At 41.4% G+C, this 17,180-nt stretch carries 14 protein-coding genes and 1 pseudogene; 3 read left to right on the top strand and 12 right to left on the bottom strand.

Going from position 1 to position 17,180, the window contains the following annotated elements:
* From HYU69_06925 to mnmG, 7 genes and pseudogenes are all read right to left on the bottom strand, one after another.
* Positions 1-1,051: chloride channel protein (locus HYU69_06925; GenBank protein ID MBI2270079.1), on the bottom strand; the 1,051-nt coding region annotated here is incomplete at its 3' end.
* Positions 1,048-1,320, bottom strand: coding sequence for a hypothetical protein (locus tag HYU69_06920; protein ID MBI2270078.1), 273 nt, complete (start codon positions 1,318-1,320; stop codon positions 1,048-1,050). The genes HYU69_06920 and HYU69_06925, both read right to left, overlap by 4 nt.
* A gap of 203 nt (positions 1,321-1,523) precedes the next feature.
* Positions 1,524-4,158 (bottom strand): annotated as a pseudogene (gene infB, locus HYU69_06915) (translation initiation factor IF-2).
* Positions 4,159-4,243: 85 nt separating this feature from the next.
* A complete protein-coding gene (gene nusA, locus HYU69_06910; GenBank protein ID MBI2270077.1) occupies positions 4,244-5,461 on the bottom strand; it encodes a transcription termination/antitermination protein NusA in 1,218 nt (405 codons plus the stop codon).
* A gap of 19 nt (positions 5,462-5,480) precedes the next feature.
* Positions 5,481-5,945 (bottom strand): ribosome assembly cofactor RimP, encoded by a 465-nt coding sequence (rimP, locus tag HYU69_06905; GenBank protein ID MBI2270076.1) that lies wholly within the window; start codon positions 5,943-5,945, stop codon positions 5,481-5,483.
* 226 nt (positions 5,946-6,171) lie between these two features.
* A complete protein-coding gene (locus HYU69_06900) occupies positions 6,172-6,582 on the bottom strand; it encodes a hypothetical protein (protein ID MBI2270075.1) in 411 nt (136 codons plus the stop codon).
* 253 nt (positions 6,583-6,835) lie between these two features.
* Positions 6,836-8,743, bottom strand: a complete 1,908-nt coding sequence (mnmG, locus tag HYU69_06895; protein ID MBI2270074.1) for a tRNA uridine-5-carboxymethylaminomethyl(34) synthesis enzyme MnmG — start codon at positions 8,741-8,743, stop codon at positions 6,836-6,838.
* A 259-nt stretch (positions 8,744-9,002) separates the two neighbouring features.
* Between mnmG and HYU69_06890 the strand changes: the two genes are divergently transcribed.
* On the top strand, positions 9,003-9,278 hold the full coding sequence (locus HYU69_06890) for a hypothetical protein (protein MBI2270073.1): 276 nt from the start codon (positions 9,003-9,005) through the stop codon (positions 9,276-9,278).
* A gap of 29 nt (positions 9,279-9,307) precedes the next feature.
* On the opposite strand, the gene HYU69_06885 is transcribed toward HYU69_06890, so the two are convergent.
* From HYU69_06885 to HYU69_06875, 3 genes are all read right to left on the bottom strand, one after another.
* Entirely contained in the window at positions 9,308-10,705 is a 1,398-nt protein-coding gene (locus tag HYU69_06885) for a hypothetical protein (protein MBI2270072.1), read from the bottom strand.
* 15 nt (positions 10,706-10,720) lie between these two features.
* Positions 10,721-11,245 (bottom strand): isopentenyl-diphosphate Delta-isomerase, encoded by a 525-nt coding sequence (gene idi, locus HYU69_06880; GenBank protein MBI2270071.1) that lies wholly within the window; start codon positions 11,243-11,245, stop codon positions 10,721-10,723.
* Positions 11,246-11,365: 120 nt separating this feature from the next.
* Entirely contained in the window at positions 11,366-12,079 is a 714-nt protein-coding gene (locus tag HYU69_06875; protein MBI2270070.1) for a pirin family protein, read from the bottom strand.
* Positions 12,080-12,233: 154 nt separating this feature from the next.
* On the opposite strand from HYU69_06875, the gene HYU69_06870 reads away from it, so the two are divergent.
* Positions 12,234-13,733 carry a SpoIIE family protein phosphatase gene (locus HYU69_06870; protein MBI2270069.1) on the top strand — a complete coding sequence of 500 codons (1,500 nt, stop codon included), beginning with the start codon at positions 12,234-12,236 and terminating at the stop codon, positions 13,731-13,733.
* A 60-nt stretch (positions 13,734-13,793) separates the two neighbouring features.
* Here HYU69_06870 and HYU69_06865 read toward each other — a convergent pair whose 3' ends face one another.
* Both HYU69_06865 and HYU69_06860 read right to left on the bottom strand, forming a co-directional pair.
* Positions 13,794-15,287, bottom strand: coding sequence for a T9SS type A sorting domain-containing protein (locus HYU69_06865; protein MBI2270068.1), 1,494 nt, complete (start codon positions 15,285-15,287; stop codon positions 13,794-13,796).
* Positions 15,288-15,296: 9 nt separating this feature from the next.
* On the bottom strand, positions 15,297-16,388 hold the full coding sequence (locus HYU69_06860; protein MBI2270067.1) for an acyl-CoA desaturase: 1,092 nt from the start codon (positions 16,386-16,388) through the stop codon (positions 15,297-15,299).
* 287 nt (positions 16,389-16,675) lie between these two features.
* Here HYU69_06860 and HYU69_06855 point away from each other — a divergent pair, with 287 nt between their 5' ends.
* Positions 16,676-17,137, top strand: coding sequence for a hypothetical protein (locus tag HYU69_06855; protein MBI2270066.1), 462 nt, complete (start codon positions 16,676-16,678; stop codon positions 17,135-17,137).
* The last annotated feature ends 43 nt before the right edge of the window (positions 17,138-17,180 follow it).

Raw genomic sequence — 17,180 nt, 5'->3', positions numbered from 1 at the left:
TTCCGCCATTGCCACCGCTGTTAATAGTAACCGATGTAGCAATAACTTTAACCATCATGACTACGCCGATAAAGACCAGCAGGAACCATTCATTACTACTGTACCCTGAAAATATACTGTTGACCATAAGTTGTTCCGCCTTCATTTGAGACAAGGAGATGATACTGCTATATCCTTCGCCGAACAATGATGGAAATAAAAGAATAAGTCCGGCCAGTATAACTCCGCCCATTATTGCTTTCCTGTAGGGATGTTCTTTGTCCGGTTTTAAAAGTTTTTCGATCCGTGTAAATGTACGCGAATAATAAACAGACACGAGTCCTGCAAGCGCACCAAGCAGCGCATAAAAAGGAACGTAACGATAATTGAAAGGTTCAAGAAAGTGAAATGAAAGAAGGATCCCTTCCTGAAGTATGATCTTTGAACAGAGTGCGCCAATTGCCGCTGATATAATTAGGGGGATAAATGCGGAAATGCTTACATCGGCTAAAAGAACTTCCAATGCGAACAGCACTCCCGCTATAGGAGAATTAAATGCGGCTGCAATTCCGGCAGCGGCACCGCTAGCCAGGAGCAGGACCCTGTCTTTATAGGTTAAATGATAGGTTCTTGCATAGTTCGAGCCTATCGCGGAACCTGTTGTTACCATAGGTGACTCCAGGCCTGCGGAGCCTCCAAAGCCCACGGTGAGTGCGCTGGTTATAACATGCGAATACATCTGGTCTTTCGGAAGTATCCCCGACTTTTTGATGATCGCATGCAGGATATTAGCTGTACCTCTTCCCAGTTTACCGTGAAGGAAACGTTTTACACTATAAACAGTGAGCAGGATGCCGATGAGCGGAAAAAAAATATACAGGTAATACTGAAATTTGAAGTGGTAGTCGTGTGTGATGGCCTCGTGAATAAAATGCACCAGTGTTTTAAGGATGACTGCCGCAAGTCCTGCGGTTAAACCCACAAGCATGCTGGAGAAAATAAGAAACTGCCGTTTGTTCAGTTTATTATGGATCCAGTTTATTGGCGCTTCGTAAAAATTTAAATAGGTCATTTAATACGTAATAAAACCTTTGTATCAGCTATATCGGGTTCTCTCATTTTTCCATCATTGGCTTTTAATTTCAACTGTCGACAAATTGTCGACAGTTCAAGCCCATCTTCTGTTTTAATTCTTATTTTCATTTTAAACCAATAATCTCTTGGATTAGGGCTGTTTGTTAAAATTTCAACTACATCAATAATAGAAAAATACCATTGCTCCTCTTTTTCGTCCCAATGAGTTCTGACTTTTTTGCTTTCAAATAGTTTAATGTTATTCATTGTAAAGATTGTTGTATTGGTATTAAATCTATTTCCATTAGGGGTTATTAATCTTGTCTATGATTTATCCGGTTTATTAACGCTTCGTAAAAATTTAAATAGGTCATTTAACACAGTTGAGAGCCTGAATAGATAACAAATATACTGCTAAACAAAAAACGCGACACTTTGTGCCGCGCTTATTAATAACTTCAGTTTGTTAATTACAATTTCGCTTTCACCTCAACCTGTTCATAACCTTCAATAATATCGCCGACTTTAATGTCATTAAAATTCTCCATATTCAGTCCGCACTCAAAGCCGGTAGCCACTTCTTTGGCATCGTCTTTAAAGCGTTTAAGTGAGCCGAGACTGCCCGAGTGTACAACAATTCCATCGCGTATTAAACGAACCTTAGTGTTACGGCTGATCTTGCCGTCGATCACCATGCAACCGGCAACTGTTCCGACTTTTGTAATGTTAAATACATCGCGCACTTCAACGTTGCAGGTAATTTTTTCCTGGTATTCAGGGGCCAACATCCCTTCCATAGCATCTTTTACTTCGTTAATGGCATCGTAGATGATGGAGTAAAGGCGTACATCAATTTGTTCCTGTTCCGCCAATTTGCGGGCACCGGCCGAAGGACGTACCTGGAAACCAATAATGATTGCATTTGAAGCGGAGGCTAACAATACATCCGATTCAGTGATGGCACCAATCGGAGAGGGCTTCAATGGAGCCGTCCACGTCGCCTTTAAGTATAATATTCAGTTCTTTGAAATCGCCGATCGCCAGACGCCGTCCGATCTCATCAAGTGTAATGTGTTTTTGTGTGCGTATGCCTTGTTCCCGTTGCAGCTGCAGGCGCTTGGTGGCAATGTCGCGGGCTTCACGTTCATCATCCATCACATTGAATTTATCTCCGGCCTGCGGTGCACCCGTTAATCCAAGTACCATTACAGGACTTGCGGGACCCGCCGCTTCAATCGGCGCGCCGCGTTCGTTATGCATGGCTTTAACACGTCCGCTGTAACAACCGGCCAGTATTACGTCCCCAACATGCATGGTGCCGGAGCTGACAAGCATTGTTGCAACATATCCTTTGCCTTTATCAAGTGAGGCTTCAATAACTATACCCTGTGAGCGTTTCTTTGGGTTCGCCTTCAGGTCAAGCATTTCCGCTTCGAGCAGGACTTTCTCCAGTAACAAATCCACAGCTGTTCCTTTCTTCGCCGATATTTCCTGGCACTGAACTTTTCCACCCCATTCTTCAACAAGGATGTTCATTTGTGACAGGTCTTCACGTATCTTATTCGGGTTAGCTCCGGGTTTATCAATTTTATTGATCGCGATAACAATAGGTACACCTGCTGCCTGGGCGTGGTTGATCGCCTCACGTGTCTGGGGCATCACGCTGTCATCAGCCGCGATCACTATAATAGCAAGGTCAGTTGCCTGTGCACCACGGGCACGCATAGCTGTAAAGGCTTCGTGACCGGGAGTATCGAGGAATGTAATATGTTTACCGTTTTCAAGTTCCACGCTATATGCGCCAATGTGCTGGGTAATGCCACCTGCCTCACCGGCAATAACGTTAGCTTTACGGATATAGTCAAGTAATGATGTTTTACCATGGTCAACGTGGCCCATTACAGTAACAATAGGGGAACGAGGAAGCAGGTCCTCAGGGGCATCCTCTTCTGTTTTGATCGCTTCAACAACCTCAACACTCACAAACTCCACTTTGTATCCAAACTCTTCGGCGACAATGGCGATAGCTTCGGCATCGAGCCGCTGGTTGATCGAAACGAACATTCCCAGGCTCATGCAGGTTTGAATGATCTCGTTAACGGGAACGTTTATCATGGATGCAAGCTGACTGGCAGATACGAATTCGGTCACTTTTAATACCTTTTTCTCTTCGGCCTGCTTCATTGCATCCTCTTCCATTTGTTCGCGGACCTCTTCGCGTTTTAACTTACGGTATTTGGATGTTTTTGATTTGGAGCCCTGGTTACTTAAACGCGCAAGTGTTTCCTTGATCTGCTTTTGAACTTCATCTTCGGTGAGGGCCACTTTTGGTTCTCTTCCCCTGCCGCGTCCGCGGGCGGTTCCAGGGCTGAATTTTGATTTTTCGCCACTTGCCGCAATATTGCCTATTTCCCCTTCAGTGAGTCCTTTACGGATACGTTTACGTTTTTTCTTTTTATCATTTTCAAGTGAACCGCCGGCTGATGAAGCAATAGGTTGTTTCTTTTTCTCTTCGGAAACCGGCAGGTCAATCTTTCCGACAATAGTGGGGCCTTCCAGTTTCTGAACTTTTGTTTCGAAAAAATCTTCCTTCTTTTCTACAGGAGGCTCAACGGGTGCTTGAACAGGAGCTTCACTCTCTGTTTTTTTCTTCCCCTTGACTTGCTTTTCTTCTTTTACCGGTTCTTCTGTTTTTGCCTTAGGAGACAATGCATCAAGATCGATCTTCGATACAACTTTTACACTTACTTCTTTGTCAGTTTTAGGTTTAAAGATCTCTGCATCGGAAGTAGCGCCGTGAATATTTTTAATGACGATATCTTCCTGGTCACTTAACTTCTTATTCCCAACGCGTGTATTTCCTTCAAGAGTAATATCTTCTTTTTTTATTTTTGGTAATGTTACCTTTTTCGATTCTTCCTTAATTTCTTTCTCCGACCGGAACTCGCCCAATAGAACCGTATAAATATCATCTGAGATCTTCGCGTTGGGGTTGTTCTCAATATCGTATTTTTTGCCTTTGAGGAAATCAATGATAGTTGAAGTACTCACATTGAGTTCTTTGGCAATTTTACTTAATCGGTGAACTTTAAGGGTTTCTGACATATTTTGTTGTAAGTTGTTTGTTGTTAGTTATCTGTTGTTGGTTTTGGATGCCGGTTATTGACTAACAACCAACAACCGATACATTTTACTCAAACTCTGATTTAAGAATCCCCCGCACTTCCTTGATCGTTTCTTCTTCAAGGTCTGTACGTTTAACCAATTCCTCTTCGCTTAATTCAAGCACGCTCTTGGCAGTATCACAGCCTATAGCTTTAAGTTCATCAATGATCCAGCTTTCAATTTCATCTGCAAATTCTTCCAGGTCAACGTCCTCATGATCCGTATCTGTATCACGGTAAACATCGATCTCGTATCCTGTTAGTTTGCCGGCCAGCTTAATGTTGTGTCCGCCTTTACCAATTGCTTTTGAAACTTCTTCGGGGCGTAAATAAACATCCGCACGTTTTGCTTCCTCGTCCAGTTTTATTGTGGTGATCTTGGCAGGACTTAGTGCGCGTGTGATAAATAATGTTGAGTTAGTTGTATAATTGATTACATCTATATTTTCGTTCTTTAATTCGCGGACAATACCATGTATGCGGGATCCTTTCATTCCCACGCACGCTCCGACCGGGTCAATGCGGTCGTCGTACGATTCAACTGCCACTTTAGCGCGTTCGCCGGGTTCGCGTACAATTTTCTTAATAGTGATGAGTCCGTCAAATACTTCAGGTACTTCCTGTTCAAACAAACGCTCAAGGAATAATGGCGATGTACGCGATAGGATGATAACGGGAGAATTGTTTTTCATTTCAACACGCGCAACTACGGCACGAATGCTGTCGCCTTTTTTGAAAAAGTCGGTTGGGATCTGTTCCGATTTTGGCATTAATAGTTCATTGCCATCATCATCAAGGACAAGGATCTCTTTTTTCCAGATCTGATACACTTCGCCCGCAACGATTTCACCTATACGTTCTTTGTATTTACGGTAAATAGCGTCTTTCTCAAGGTCTAGAACGCGTGAAATAAGATTCTGACGAATAGCCAAAACCGTACGGCGGCCGAAGTCGTCAATATGAACAGGTTCGGAAACTTCCTCTCCGATCTCGAAAGAGTCGTCAATTTTTTTCGCGTCACTTAAGCTTATGTGTATGCCTTCGTTGTAATCAAAACGGTTGCGCATGATCTCAAGGTCACCTTTATCAGGATTTACAATAATATCGTAGTTTTCGGAGGTGCCGTAACGTTTTGTAAGCACACTTCTGAAAACATCCTCCAGGATGTTCATAAGGGTTGCCTTGTCGATATTCTTTATTTCTTTGAAATCCTGAAACGAGTCAATTAAATTTACGGTTTCCATTTGATTTGATTTTGATGAATTAAAATGTTAAAACTAATTTGGTTTCTTTTATCTGGTTAAACATTAAGTTTACATTATTAATAATGACCTGCCGGCCTTTTTTTCCTTCTGTTTTTTCTTTGCTTTTTTGTTCTATACTGATCCCGTTATCATCAACATTATTCAGTTTGCCTACCACTTTTTGTCCTTCTTTTGTAACAACAGCCACTTGGTTCCCTATGCGTTTTTTATACTGCAGGATGTGCTTGAACGGTTCATCCAAACCGGGCGATGATACAGTAAGCTCAAAATCTTCCACCTCACGGTTAAGTTTTTCTTCCACATAACGGCTCACATTCGCACATTCGCCGATCGTGATGCGTGTGCTGTTATCCAGGTAGATAGTGATCTTATTATCTGGTGTAACTTTCAGATCAACCAGGAAAATATCAGTTCCTGTAATGGCCTCTATAACTAATTCTGTTATGTGTTGTACCGAAATCATTTTTTTAACTGTTCGATCTCCTGGAATACCTCAAACAATCTGAGAAAAAGAAGAGGGGACTGTTGTCCCCTCTTATCTGTACCGTAAACATCGAGTACAAAGTTAATACAGATTATTGATAAAAACAAACCATAATATGAATCCCTTAAAAATCCACACTGCCGTTCAAAGGCACCACAGGCTCAATGGTTTAATTCTTTTCAGGTAACAGAAATTCATGATTAGTTTAAAGTTTTGCGGCAAGACAGGTATACCAGTCTCTCCATTCTTTTGTGCACCAAGCAATACTCTTTCCACCACCTGAAAGATATGCCATTTTAATTCCCCATAATGAACCAGGTGCCACAAGTCTGTTGATATCTTTAAGCTCATCATAATAATCACGAGTTAAAGCTAGTAACTCAGGAAGTGTTGCAAGTCGTAACCCTTTCGCAGCAAGCTCTTTAATTAAATCTGGCCTCTTCATTTTCTTTTTTAAATCTACTATTACCAATTCTACCGTTATTTCTCCTTTCTTTATAGAGGGTGGAAAATTCTTACTGGTAATATCAGGAGTAATATGAGTAAGTTTTGCGGCTATTAGCATGTCTTCAAGTGATTCGTCATACAAAACCTTTACTGTAAATGAGTGGTTCATGAGTTGGTGTAAGTTATTTCTAAAGTATTAAAAAGCAACAAGAAAAATGGGGCCTGCAAAAGTGGCCATATAAATCCGCCTACTTGGCAAAACCTCCAAATCTGTAAGTCGTAAAAACAAATATAATGGAAATTGACAAAAACCAAGAATAAACAGTGATTAAAGAAAATTGAGTTCAAAACGCTTCGTTAAATGATTGACAATCAGAATTTTAATATTAAATACAAAAGGAAGATCTGTTTGAATACTCACATTATCTTCCCATGTATACCATTAAAATAGAGATGTCGGCAGGGCTTACTCCGCTAATGCGTGAAGCTTGGCCAATGGTGCGCGGACGGATCTTTGCCAGTTTTTCACGGGCTTCAGACGAAAGAGAGGTGAGTTGTTTATAATCAAAATCTTCGTGGAGCACTAATTCCTCAAGGCGTTGAAGTTTGTCAACCATTTCGCTTTCTTTTGAGATGTAGCCTTCGTATTTCATTAATATTTCGGCCTGCACCACACTTTCCCAACGAAATTGTTGCAAAAACTCTTTAATGCGGATACAATAAAGTGTAAAATCAATTATTGTTACGTTAGGCCGTGCCAACACGTTGAACATTTTTACTTTTTGATTGATAGGACTGGAGCCTACAGCTTCAAGCACAGGGTTGATCTCTGAAGGATCGATGCTTTCGTTTTTAAAGTAACGCATCACTTCATGACTTTGTTTTACTTTTTCCTGTACGCGTTCGTAACGTTCTTTGCTTGCGAGTCCGAGTTCGAATGATTTGGGGGTTAAGCGTACATCTGCATTGTCCTGGCGAAGTAATATCCTGTATTCCGCACGTGAAGTGAACATGCGATAAGGTTCATCCGTTCCTTTCGTTACAAGGTCATCGATCAGTACACCAATGTATGCTTCGGAACGCTGTAAAATGAAAGGAGCCCGATCGTTGATTTTAAGGTGCGCGTTAATGCCGGCCATTATTCCCTGGCAGGCTGCCTCTTCATAACCGGTGGTGCCGTTTATTTGTCCTGCGAAGTATAAATTCCTGACCGGTTTTGTTTCAAGCGTGAGATGCAACTGTTGCGGAGGAAAATAATCATACTCTATGGCATAGCCGGGTCTGAACATCTTTGCCTTTTCGAAGCCGGGTATTTTTGTTAACGCCGCATATTGAACATCTTCGGGTAATGATGTTGAAAATCCATTCAGGTAAACTTCCACAGTATCCCAGCCTTCGGGTTCAACAAATAACTGGTGGCGTTCACGTTCAGCAAAGCGGGTGATCTTGTCCTCGATTGAAGGACAGTAACGCGGACCAAGACCTTTGATACGGCCGGTGAACATCGGTGATTTTTCAAAACCCGTTTTCAAAATATCGTGTACCGCAGCATTGGTATAGGTAATCCAGCAATTGTGTTGTTTTTTGGGGAACGTTGAATTTTTTTCAAATGGGGAGGTGTTGTCCAGGAACGAGAACTTGGCGGGGTCTTCATCACCATTCTGTATTTCCATTTTTGAATGATCGAGTGAGCGGCCATCAATGCGCGGAGGTGTTCCGGTTTTCATGCGGCCGCTTTCAAAACCCAATGTCACTAACTGTTCCGTAATTCCAGTCGCGGCCTTTTCACCTGTACGGCCTCCGCCGAATTGTTTATCGCCAATATGAATAAGGCCGTTTAAAAAAGTACCGTTAGTCAGGATGACAGACTTTCCACGGATCTCCATTCCCATACCGGTAACAATTCCTGAAACTTTTTTCCCTCGTCCCTCGCCCTCGTCTCCTGTTACTATTAACGACTTCACCATGTCCTGGAAAAAATCAACATTGGGTGTTTGTTCCAGCATCAGCCTCCATTCGTTGGCAAACAACTGCCTGTCGTTTTGTGTACGCGGGCTCCACATGGCAGGACCCTTAGAGCGGTTAAGCATGCGGAACTGTATAGCGGTCTTGTCACTAATAATTCCTGAATAACCTCCCAGCGCGTCGATCTCGCGTACAATCTGTCCCTTGGCAATGCCTCCCATAGCAGGGTTGCAGCTCATCTGGGCAATGGTTTGCATGTTCATTGTAACCAGCAATACCTTTGATCCCATGTTTGCAGCAGCAGCAGCAGCTTCACAACCGGCATGTCCGGCACCAACTACTATTACATCGTACGTTTGAAACATGGGTCTGTATAAAATTTATTGTGAGCTCATTGGGCGTTGAAGTCCTGAAAGGGCGGCACAATGTAGTTCACAATGGGTTGCGAAGATACATCAAAAAGCTGCACAGTTCAAGGGAAGAATGAGCATTGAGTGGAAGTGATAGCAGTAGACAGAAGTGTGCAAATTGCGTCCGTTTCAACACTCTGATGTTGAAAAGTACACTAAGAACCACATAAATGCAGTTGTTTAGCGACCTATTTTTGCTAAAACCTAAACAGATATGGCTATTCAGCAAAACACAGGTACCCGGCAAAGTCTCAAGGCTGAACTTACAGGTATAGTAAGTATAAACGACTTACGTTACAAAGAGTTCAACAATATTGAGCTTTCATCAAGCGAAGCATTAGCCTTACGCAATTTTGACAAGTTCAGGATCTCTGAATTGAACAAGATCACAAGTGACGAGGAGTTTCATATTCGTTACCGTGAGTTGCAGGTTATGGCAAACCTTGGGGATTACAAGGAGTTTTTGAAGGAAGAATATTCAAACCTTTAAAGAATTTCCCCCCGATCAATGGACGCGTATCAATCGCACGTCCTGAGCCGCACTCTCTCTAATCCAAAATAATCCGCGTTACTTTTATTTATCCAATTCCCGGGCTCGCATGTAATATCGAAAATATGCAGCGCTGCCGGCTTTGAATCTAAGTTTGACACGATCACCTCCTTCGTCCCTACAGCAGCAGCTGATCTGAGTATAACATAGCGTTCATTCATTTCGATGTCATAGGATGTCGCTTTTCCGCTCAGGAGATCAATACAAACCATATATCCGTTATTGGCAAGGAACATTCCGGCAAAAAGCAGCAGGATAAACACTACTGTGTATTTTCTGTTTGGTATGATTGTTTGTTGAACTTTGGAAGAAAGATAGCCGACCGCGAGGTGTACGTTCATGAACCAAAGTGGAATAAAAAAGAAGTAGGCCACGTTAAGTGTGCGGTGCTGGCCCAACATCCCCATGTTCCAATAGGCGGGAAACACACATAAAAAAAGTATGGCGGGCAAACACAAAAAGGTAATGAGCGGTGAAACATAAAATTTATTCCTGAAAAATGAGGAAACTTCCGCGAGACGTTTGCTTACAGGCACAAATAAAACAGTAGCGGCAATAAGCGGAACCTGTATTATCCACTTGAACATGAACCGGACCATTTGCAGAGCGGTCATGCAGAGCGAATGGAGCAATTGATATTTAGCAGGAAAATTTGAAGCGCGTCCGTTATTGCCCGGTGCGAAGAGCATGATGGAAGCGGCGCCTGCCACAATAAATAAAAGAAGAAAGGCGATACTCCTGTTTTCTTTTTTGAACCTGCCCCATTTAAAAATAAAAAGTGCGTGGAAGGCTAACATGAACAGCATGATCACTTCATTGAACCCGCATATTGCCGGTATAAGAAAGAGCATCAGGCTTATGTGTATTGTTCTGTTAAAACAATAGTCGTGATCACAATACCGGTACAAAAGGGCTAAGTATACCAGGGTTAACACATTTGCCAGTTGATACGTAACTGCGCCTGTATACCAGTAAAATGTTTCGGTGAATGAAGGAGCATTGTATAAATATAATGCGAGTATGACCGAAGCGAATAAGTGCAATTCAGTTCCCGTAATTTTCTTGTTGGTTATTGTTTGTATAAAAAACAGAAGCGCAAAATAAGTGAGGCATAATAACAAGAGTGGGATCAATTTATATATGAAAAATGAGTTCCACACCAATGGCGAAGCGAATACAAGGAAGTTGGAAGTATAGCGCCCGTTCCAGACATGGTAGTCGCGAAAGTAAGAGAACCAGTATCCTTTATGTATAGATGAAGCAGCGTATGAAAAATCGTCACCGGCAGGGTGACAATAGAAGCTGATGATCGCATAGGGGAGAAGAACAATAGTTAATAACAGTAAAATGATTTTTTTATTTTGCATGAATTCTTTTATGTGCTAAATGAATTTGTTTTTCATTTCGTCGATATTGTTAACACATAGTTTAAACCAATAAGTATAATTATCCGGATGCTGTGAAATATCATTTTTTAATTCCACTATCCCGATCGCTTTCCATTCCGACACTTCGTCAAAATTCAATTGTGGTATTTCGTTTGAACGGCCGATGAAAATATGATCGAGTTCATGTTCTATGAGCTTGTTTTTAAAAGTTGTTCTGTAGGTAAATTGAGAATGATGTTGTAGTTCACAGGCAATTCCCATTTCTTCTGTTAAGCGTCGCTGCGCCGCAGCTTTTACATCCTCATCAGGCCGGGGATGCCCGCAGCAGGTATTGGTCCATAGGCCGGCGGAATGATATTTTTTATCCGATCTTTTTTGAAGTATTAATTTATTCTCATTTGTAAAAACAAAAACAGAAAAGGCCCTGTGCAATAATCCTTTCTGATGAGCTTCCAGTTTTTCGCATACGCCTGTCGAGTTATCATTTTCATCGACAAGTATGACCATTTCTTTGCTCATTGTAGAATTTTTTGCCGTATGCCACTAAAACACAAACCTGCCTGCCAACGCGCTGGCCCTTGTTACGGCAGGCAGGAACACGAAAGTCCACAAAAAAAATCGTATTTGATGTAGGCTTATTTATTGCATAGGAACTTCCATGATCAGAATTTCACTTGTTGCTTCAGCCTTTATTTTTATTTTATCAATGGCCCAAACACCAATGCCATCGCGCTTGTTCAATAATTGATCCTCAACAAACACAGAGCCGCTGATCACAAATAAGTAAATGCCATTCCCCTTTTTCTTCAGGGTGTAATCAATTGAAAGGTCTTTGTCGAGATTCCCCAAATGGAACCAGGCATCCTGGTGGATCCAAAGGCCTTTTTCATTCGCGTTCGGAGAAACTATTTGCAGCAATTTATTTACCCTGTCTTTGGGATCGAAGCTGATCTGGTCGTAACGCGGAGTTACATTGCGTTTATTCGGGAAGATCCATATCTGGAGCAGGTTAATTTTTTTGTCAGAATTTTTGTTGTATTCCGAATGATGAATACCTGTACCGGCACTCATTACCTGTACTTCATTCTGGCGGATGACACCGACATTACCCATGCTGTCCTTGTGCTCTAACTCACCTTCAATAGGAATGGTAATGATCTCCATGTTATCATGCGGATGCATTCCAAAGCCTCCTCCTCCATCAATGATATCATCATTCAATACACGTAATACGCCAAAGTGCATGCGTGCCGGATCGTGATAATTCGCGAAACTAAATGTGTGGTGCGCGTCAAGCCAGCCATGTTGGGCATGCCCGCGTGTTTCGGCTTTATGTAAAACCATGTTTGTCATAGTTGAAATTATTTTTAAAAATTGAGCGCGGTTAAGATACGAAACAGGCAGCTAATTTCTGAAAGTTTTATTTGTATGTATCCGCTGCCAGCACAAGTATTTCATCTGTTTTTTTACATTCTTTTTCAAAAAAATCATGTAGGTTTGAGTATAAATGATTCGTATACCCTTATTACGCCGCAAAAAGACCAGCACCAAAGTTGTTTTGGTGGTATTGGCCGGTTTGATATTCCTGATGGGGTACTTTACAATAACATCCTACCTGGAATTTCAGGCGCAGACCTTATTAAAGCTGGAGGCCATTGCTAAAACCCTCGCTTTGCAGGTAAACGGGGACGAACACCAGTACCTGATAAAAACATATAAGGAAAAAGGAGCCATTAAAACGAATGAACAGGATTCGGTTTACCATAAAATACAGCAGGAGCTTGCAAAAGGATATACGGCCAATAACCTGCAGTCGGAGATCGCTACACTTTATTTTGACAGCGCCGCGAAACATTTTTCGTATGTGGTGAATTCAAGTGATACACCGTATTACCTTGATCCGTATGAACAGTTTCACAAGAAATTTTATGATGATTACACGAAGGGCGGCACAATTGAAGCCTATACGGATGAGTATGGAACGTGGTTAACCGCTTTTAGCCCGATTAAAAACAAAAATAATGTTGTTGTAGGCATACTGGAGGTGGACGAAAAGTATGACGATTTTTTGCATGTGGCCGATGTGAAGCTTTACAGGAACATGGGCATTTCGTTGGTCATTTTTATTGTGGTCGCAATAATGTTATTGCGCTATGTGCGATTTGTTCTTGTAAATGAAGAGGAGGTAAAACGTGAGCTGGAAGAATCATACCGGATAATTCAGGAGCATAATAAGGATGTGTTGAATAGCCTTAACTACGCGAAAAAAATACAAACCGCCATTTTACCTCCACTCGATCTGATCCGGAAAAATCTGCCCGGCTCATTTGTTTTGTATTCGCCAAAAGACATTGTGAGCGGCGACTTTTATTTTTTTCATGAGCTAAAACCGAAGAAAAGATTTTTTATTGCCACCTGCGATTGTACAGGGCATGGCGTCCCGGGCGCATTAATGTCAATGATAGGAAATAATTTACTTGACCATATTATCCCCTCCAACCCCGATATTGTTCCCGCTGAAGTATTGAACCAGATGAACCGGGGTGTTGTAAATGCCTTAAAGCAGGAGGGCAAATACAGTGAGACCCGGGATGGAATGGATGTATCTCTGTGCCTCGTTGATCTTGAACATAACACGATCGATTTTGCGGGAGCCAACAGGCCACTGTATGTTGTTCGCGACAAGGCGATAATGGAATACAAAGGTGATAAGCGCCCGATTGGCGGATATGAAGACACAGCACAATCCTATACCAATCATCACATTGCGATCGAAAAGGGCGACAGGTTTTATATGTTCAGTGATGGTTATGCCGATCAGTTCGGAGGTCCCAACAGCAAAAAATTTCTCATAAAAAATTTGCAGCAATTACTCATCGAAATCGCTGGACTCGATTTTAATATTCAGCATAAGCGACTTTACGAAAGTCACAAGTCGTGGAAGGGAAGTAATGAGCAAACGGATGACGTGTTGGTGATCGGGTTTGGGGTAGATGATAATGGTTAATGACGAGGTGAATTTGAGATTTTGAAATTCGGCAAAAGTGCTTTAGGGAGGGGCATTATTTTATTGGATAACTATTCTTTGCTTCATGGCGACACCAAAATGTAAATCACGGGTATGAACTACATAAATGCCTTTCGGAAATGAGCTAACATCAATGATTGTTTTGCCCGTTAATACTTGTTTACTGGTATAAACCAGCTCACCTAATATGTTGAACAGTTCGGATGTATATGGTTTGTTTGTTAAGGTTTCTATTGTAATATCAGTGATTGCTGGATTAGGATAGATACTAAAGTTTAAATTATTATCTAATTCATATATCCCGGTTCCACAATTCGCAATCTTGGATTTTAATGTTGATGTGCAGCCGGTGACTGAAGTCAATAGAACTGTATATTCATCTCCGATCTTGGGATTGTTAAGTTCCACTTCCTGCTTATTTGAAAAATTGCTATTTGTTGGATCTTTCCATTGGTAGTTAACGTAGCCATCAGGAGCTGTTAATATTATTTTCCCTCCTCCCATGCAAAAATTTGTTTTAATCTCAAAGGGGGAACATTTTGCATCAACATACGCATATCCGAAATGTCCGGACAACGAGCAATCGCGAGTTGAAAATTCCACAGTTATTTGTTGGCCGAGGTACGCGGAAAGATCAACACCCACAGTGGTCCAGTTTACAAAATCGAAAGTGGTAAAGGTACAGGTTGTCGTTCCAAACATCGAGGTTCGACATATAGAATCATTAAATATAATATGGGTAGAATCTTTTCCAGCATAAACTTCATAAAGCGAACACGAGCCCGGAACCAAAGAGTCATTCGAATCAAGTAGTCGGAAAGTAAATCGTGACTGCTCAAGTGGAGAGTGTGCTGTGGGACTCTCCAGTATCGCTGCAAAACTGTAAGTAAAGGCAGAGCTATTGGCATCAACAATAAAGGTTTTCTTTAATCTTTCTGTTTTCCCGCCAGCAACTGCATTGCCCAATCTAACAGAAACATTGCCTCCGTTTGGAGCAACATAGGCGATGGCTGAATCTATAGGCATTGTCAAATCCTTGAAGTCTAAACGTTCATCATAACCAGTGTACGGAGGCGGGACTGGCAATATATTAAAAGATGGCTTGATGGTAAAAATTGTATGTCTGGCTAAAGGGTTAAGCAATGATGCATTATTCCCAATATTCGAAAACCCACTTGCGTAAGTTGCTGCATCAGTGATAGAATTAATAGAACCCGTATCTGCAGTCCAGGAATTAAAATTTTGTTGTTCAAAATCAGTATTGTCACATGGAGATGCAACTTTTGTATTTTGTACAATAGGGCTAACTATTTTTAATTGGCTGATATGAGATTGCTTCGTTGAATAATAATAGAATTTTTTATAATTAACGTAGCCATCTAATTCACTTTCCAATATACCTGCTTTTTTAGCATCGGTTCTACATCCTTCCTCATCAAACGGGATTAATTTTGCAGTTGAAAAATTTTCCTGTGAAAAGACCGGTACAATAAAAGGTAATACAAATAGAAAAATAAATAATTGATTTTTCATTTTGATAGCTTATGCTGCCGCGGCTTTTCTCTCGCCAAATTCTTTCAATGTCCGCAGATGCGACTTCAGCGCGCCAAAGAAGGTGGGTTTCATGTTATAGGGCAATCCGAATTCATAAGCAGTTTTTTCAACAATAGGGGCGATGGCAGGGTAGTGAACATGGCTGATATTCGGAAACAAGTGATGCTCAATCTGGAAATTAAGTCCTCCTATGAACCAGTTCAGCAGTGCATTGTTTCGGGCAAAATTAGAAGTTGTATATAGCTGGTGAATAACCCATTCGTTATCAATATTTCCTTCAACATTTATCAAAGGATGATCGGCCCCTTCAACAATATGAGCCATCTGGAAAATGGTACTCATAATAACACCGGATATAAAATGCATGAGCAAAAATCCAATCAGCACCTGCCACCAGCTGAAGTCTGTAAGTAATACAGGCAGAACAATAGCCGTGAACAGGTAAAGCACCTTAGTAGTAAATAATGTCAAAAATTCGGCGACAGGTTCTGCATTTTGCTGCTTTAATACACCTTTCTTATAATACAACCAGAGTTGCCGGAAATCTTTTGTCACCAATGAAAGGGACATCATTCCATACAGAAAGAGCGCGTAGATGTGTTGAAAGCGCTGAAATTTCAGTGCAGGGGCATGCGGACTTAAACGAATAACTGCACGGGGCTCTATATCTTCGTCATACCCCAGTATGTTGGTGAATGTATGATGCATGATATTGTGCTGCATGTTCCAGTTAAAAACACAGCCCCCCAGTATATACATGGTTTTTGCCATGATCTTGTTGACCCATTTCTTATCGGAGTACGCGCCATGCCCGCCATCGTGCATAACCGACATCCCAATACCCGACATCCCGATCGCGATCACTGCGCATAGAAGGAGTGCAGTGATACCCTTCATTGGGATGGTAAGTATCAAAATAAATGGGATTATGTATAATGCGGAAAGTATGGCGGTTTTTAAAAACAGGATTCTGTTACCATTCACAGAGATATTATTTTCCCTGAAATAGTTGTTTACATTTTTTCGCAGCGTGGCCGAGAACTCAGTCCTGTCTTTACCTATAAATCGTACCGGTTTCATTTTTATGCAACTCTAATGTCCGAATATTTATCGAAATTAACATTATTAATGGGGATAATATTATCACCAAAGCAAGCAATACTGTTATACCCATTTCTGGGCAACATTCAACCCTTTGGGACGGCAATTGCACCGTAATCAGCTCTACTCCTTTTATTTAAGCGTATTTAACTGTTATTTCCCCTGCGAATTCATCCAAATAGTGCAACAAAGCACATTGCGGATACGTATAATAGTCTACAAAGCGGTAGTGCTATAAGAGCCGCAGGGGGGCAGCAATGAAAAATATGATGCCAGTTCTGTTTACAATTTTATCCATGATGTTATTTACCGGCAAAAGTTTTTCGCAGAAGGAAGTAAATAATATGGTGGCGGAGTATAAGTCCAATTTGGGATTGTATGAACTGGATAGTTATGCGGTAAGGGATATTGTGCTGCTCCCAAAAAAGAATCAAAAGGAAGAAATTGAATTTACGGTATTTGCAGGAAGGAAGTATAAGTTAATATTTTGTACGACCGGCCTGGGCGAACAATTGGCAATGCGTATTTATGATAAGCCCGAAGGAAATAAATACCGCCGTAAAGTGTATGATAACAACAATGTGATTGACAAAGATTTTTGTCTTTTCGAACCTCCCAAAATAGGCACCTATTACATTGAGTACGATATTCCTCCCTCCGGCACCAATGTAAAAAAAAGAGCGAAAATAGTTATGCTGATCGGGTTACAGGAAAACGCCGATTATTAGCTATCGGCCATTTGTTGTAACTGTCAGAGCAGTTGATCAGCAG

This window comes from Bacteroidota bacterium (genome assembly GCA_016183775.1).
Classification (GTDB): Bacteria; Bacteroidota; Bacteroidia; order JABDFU01; family JABDFU01; genus JABDFU01.
Note: the sequence above shows the minus strand (reverse complement) of the source record. Positions and strands in the feature narration are given on the sequence as shown.

Excerpts from the sequence above, each read along its gene's own strand:
- HYU69_06860 (MBI2270067.1), bottom strand. The coding sequence starts at position 16,388 with ATGAAACCGGTACGATTTATAGGTAAAGACAGGACTGAGTTCTCGGCC.
- nusA (MBI2270077.1), bottom strand. The coding sequence starts at position 5,461 with ATGGAAACCGTAAATTTAATTGACTCGTTTCAGGATTTCAAAGAAATA.
- HYU69_06890 (MBI2270073.1), top strand. The coding sequence starts at position 9,003 with ATGGCTATTCAGCAAAACACAGGTACCCGGCAAAGTCTCAAGGCTGAA.
- rimP (MBI2270076.1), bottom strand. The coding sequence starts at position 5,945 with ATGATTTCGGTACAACACATAACAGAATTAGTTATAGAGGCCATTACA.
- HYU69_06870 (MBI2270069.1), top strand. The coding sequence starts at position 12,234 with ATGATTCGTATACCCTTATTACGCCGCAAAAAGACCAGCACCAAAGTT.
- HYU69_06865 (MBI2270068.1), bottom strand. The coding sequence starts at position 15,287 with ATGAAAAATCAATTATTTATTTTTCTATTTGTATTACCTTTTATTGTA.
- HYU69_06875 (MBI2270070.1), bottom strand. The coding sequence starts at position 12,079 with ATGACAAACATGGTTTTACATAAAGCCGAAACACGCGGGCATGCCCAA.
- HYU69_06900 (MBI2270075.1), bottom strand. The coding sequence starts at position 6,582 with ATGAACCACTCATTTACAGTAAAGGTTTTGTATGACGAATCACTTGAA.
- idi (MBI2270071.1), bottom strand. The coding sequence starts at position 11,245 with ATGAGCAAAGAAATGGTCATACTTGTCGATGAAAATGATAACTCGACA.
- HYU69_06885 (MBI2270072.1), bottom strand. The coding sequence starts at position 10,705 with ATGCAAAATAAAAAAATCATTTTACTGTTATTAACTATTGTTCTTCTC.
- HYU69_06920 (MBI2270078.1), bottom strand. The coding sequence starts at position 1,320 with ATGAATAACATTAAACTATTTGAAAGCAAAAAAGTCAGAACTCATTGG.
- mnmG (MBI2270074.1), bottom strand. The coding sequence starts at position 8,743 with ATGTTTCAAACGTACGATGTAATAGTAGTTGGTGCCGGACATGCCGGT.
- HYU69_06855 (MBI2270066.1), top strand. The coding sequence starts at position 16,676 with ATGATGCCAGTTCTGTTTACAATTTTATCCATGATGTTATTTACCGGC.